This is a genomic window from Methylobacterium sp. WL9 (genome assembly GCF_008040035.1).
GTDB classification, from domain to species: Bacteria; Pseudomonadota; Alphaproteobacteria; order Rhizobiales; family Beijerinckiaceae; genus Methylobacterium; species Methylobacterium thuringiense.
Window position 1 is genome coordinate 1 of sequence record NZ_VRVE01000155.1, and the last position, 2959, is coordinate 2959.

Here is a 2959-nt window from a genome sequence, read left to right on the forward strand (position 1 = left end):
CGTAGAGCCAGGCCGCCCGCCCGCCCCGGCACCAGCCCATGACGCCGAGCCGGCCCGGATCGCCCTTGGCGGCCGATGCCGCCCAGGCGGCGGTGGCGTCGAGATCGGCGATCCACTGCGCGTCCGGCGTCTTCGAGATCACCTCGGCGATGATCGTCTTCACGTCGGTCATGGTCGAGAGGTCGCCCTGCCGTGCGTAGAGTTCGGGCGCCACGGCGCAGTAGCCGGCCTTGGCCAGCCGCCGGCAGATGTCCTTGATGTAGTCGTGGACCCCGAAGATCTCCTCGACCACGAGGACGATCGGAAACGGCCCTGCCCCCGTCGGCACCGCACGGTAACCCGGCATCGGTCCGTCGGCCGCCGGAATCTTGACCTCTCCGGCCTCGATGCCCTCGGCATCGGTCGTGATCGCCTGGGCCTCGACCCGGGCGGTCGCCAGCGTCAGCCCGGTGATCAGGCTCGTCATCACGAAGCCCCGCCGCGAGAACGGCCCCGGATCGAGCCCTTCGAGCCCGCCGAGGGTGGAGCCGCGCACGTCGTTCTCGCCGGTCATGATGCCTCCGCGTGTGTCGGAGACACGCCACCACGGCGTGTGTCGGAGGTCAAACCGGCAGCCCGTTACGACGTCGAAAGCGGAGTGGCCGTCGATCCCTACGCGCTCGCACAGACCGCCACCGGCTCGCCCACGCGGTCGCGGACTGGCTGGCGCTGCGCGACCTTCGCCTCGGCGGGCCGCTTCCGGGCCGTGGATTTCGGGCGGATGAGGTCGGCGAGCACCACGAAACCGTCGCGGCTGCCCTGGGCCGGCCGCATCCCGAAGCCGATGGCGAAGGAGCGGGCCAGCGCCGCGTCGGCAGCAAGACCGAAGCGGTCGAGGGCGACGAGGAAGGCTTCGCGGAACAGGCGCGGCGTGCACCAGCTCTTCTCGGCGAGCTGCAGCGGCCAGGCCCAGAGGCCGTCGCCGCGCCGGGCGGACAAGGCCGCGCGCTCGATGAAATAGCCCGTCGCCCGGTGTTCGAGCCCCTCGGCGGAGAGCTGCCAATCGGCGTTGGCGAACAGGACGGCTTCGTCGCAGGCATCCATGCAGAGGTCGGTCATGCGGCCCTCGCTGACAGCGGCGCTGTCGAATCGCTTCGATCGCGCCTGGAACATTAAGAGAACATGACCGTGGGCCGTCGGTGCGGTCAAGCCTTTCGTTCCCTGTGTGTTCGCTTTTCCAGCGAGTCTGCGGCCGGCGGACGCTCAGCCGCCCGTCAGGCTCTCCGCGAAATCGTCCGGGACCTCGCCGAACTGGGCGAGGATGGTCGCGCTCTCGAGTTCGCCGGTCTCGTCGTCGGCGACGACCTTGAGCGCGGCGGTGCCGGGCATGCGGGCGGACATCGCCTCGGCCTTCTTGAGGGCGCCGCTCTCGGTGGGGGCGACCTCGCGGTCTCCGGGCAACAGGCGTTTGCGCTTCACCACGAAGGTCTGCACCACGAACGTCGTCTTCAGGGCCATGGTCGTCCGCCTCGCGCTGCCGGCGCGGGCTCCTGCGTCCGGCGCCTCGGTAAGGCCCTGCTAAGCCTTTTTCGCCAGCCTGTCTGTCATCCCATCGGCCTGGACGGAGCGTCGTCGCCTTGAGCCTGTTTCTCGGCTTCTTCTCACTGAGCGTCGCGACGGCCCTCGCCACCGGCGCGGCCGCGGTGCTGTGGGCGAAGCGCGTCGGCAAGGGCATGGACGAGGGGGACGGCTCCGAGCCCGGGCTCGACATCAGGACCTGGTGAGCTGCCGCCGGTCCCGCCCACGAAAAAGGGCGGCCCGAGGGCCGCCCTTATCGTCTCGATGTTTGGACGAAAAGGATCAGTTCGGACGCGAGGCGGTCTGAGCCGTCTGCGCGGTCTGCTTGGCGGCGCCGGAGAAGATCTTGCCGGCCTCCTCGGCGTGCTTCAGCGAGGTCTCGGCGATGCCCTTGCTGTCCGTCACGAAGCTCTCGAGACCCTCGCGGACGACGTCGCTCTGGATCGCGGCGAATTCCTGCAGCGTCTTGGCCTGGGCCAGACGGTTCACGGCGGCGAGGTTGCGCTGGAACTGCTTCTGGCTGAACTCGATCCAGTGGCGCGAGGCCTCTTGGAAGCCCTGGCTCAGCACCGTGCCGCAGCGGGTGACGGCGTCGAGGTTCTGGCGGGACTGGCTGGCGAAGCGCTCGGCGTCCTCCTTCGAGAGGTTGAAGCCACGGGTCAGGCGCTCGGTCGCCTCGAAGACCTGCCGCGAGACGTTCTGGACGTTGTCCTGCGCGGTGCGGACGGCGTCCTGTGTCTGGGCGGCGGCGCGATCGGCAGTGTTCTTCGTCTGATTTTCGGTCTGCGTGGAGGCCATGATTGTCATCCTTCCTGCGTTCGGAAAATTATCTCAACAAGTCGGCGCCAATCTGTGAGAAATCCAACCTAAAGAAGTTCGTCGGATACGCTCTCCAACAGTCCGTCGGTTCGGCTCGTTGATGCGACATCAGGTCGGACGGATGGATCTATTTTCAACCCCTCGAAAATGTATTCAATCATGTGAAATTTCAATGACGATTCATTCCAATTGAGCCTTCTCCTGCAAGCCCTTGAGTGCGCTGCACAATAAGACATGCTGCGATGCGAACGGGGGCGCCGGCCGGCGCGAAGTTTTTTTTGCGTGCGTATGCAATCGCATGGATCGCATCACGCAATCTTCGCCCGCATGTCTCGCCTGATTCAGGCCGCCGGAACGGATCGGCCACCCTCCGGGTTCGTCCGGACTGCCAGGTATCGAGGCAGAGATCCGACACGCAGGTTCGGGAGCCGGATCCGATCCGGCCGGCCTGTCGACAAGGGAGACGACACATGAAGATCACCGGCATGATCGCCGCCGCGTCCGTGATGCTGCTGGCCGGCGGTGCGGCGCAGGCCGCGCCCCTCGCCCCGGCCCCGCTGTCCGGCGATGCCGGCATCACCCT

Annotated in this window: 5 protein-coding genes; 1 reads left to right on the forward strand and 4 read right to left on the reverse strand. The window is 67.3% G+C overall.

The features are described 5' to 3' along the window. The 3 genes from FV217_RS22025 to FV217_RS22035 all read right to left on the reverse strand — a co-directional run. A partial coding sequence (locus FV217_RS22025) for a dienelactone hydrolase family protein (protein ID WP_147821745.1) occupies positions 1-553 on the reverse strand: 553 nt, incomplete at its 3' end. 98 nt (positions 554-651) lie between these two features. Next, a complete protein-coding gene (locus tag FV217_RS22030) occupies positions 652-1098 on the reverse strand; it encodes a hypothetical protein (protein ID WP_147821747.1) in 447 nt (148 codons plus the stop codon). A 144-nt stretch (positions 1099-1242) separates the two neighbouring features. Continuing rightward, positions 1243-1497, reverse strand: a complete 255-nt coding sequence (locus tag FV217_RS22035; protein ID WP_147821749.1) for a hypothetical protein — start codon at positions 1495-1497, stop codon at positions 1243-1245. A 119-nt stretch (positions 1498-1616) separates the two neighbouring features. On the opposite strand from FV217_RS22035, the gene FV217_RS23135 reads away from it, so the two are divergent. Beyond that, a complete protein-coding gene (locus tag FV217_RS23135; RefSeq protein ID WP_187272675.1) occupies positions 1617-1763 on the forward strand; it encodes a hypothetical protein in 147 nt (48 codons plus the stop codon). Between the two features lie 76 nt (positions 1764-1839). Here the strand turns inward: FV217_RS23135 and FV217_RS22040 are convergent, their stop codons facing one another. Beyond that, positions 1840-2355, reverse strand: a complete 516-nt coding sequence (locus tag FV217_RS22040) for a phasin family protein (RefSeq protein WP_147821751.1) — start codon at positions 2353-2355, stop codon at positions 1840-1842. Positions 2356-2959 lie beyond the last annotated feature (604 nt).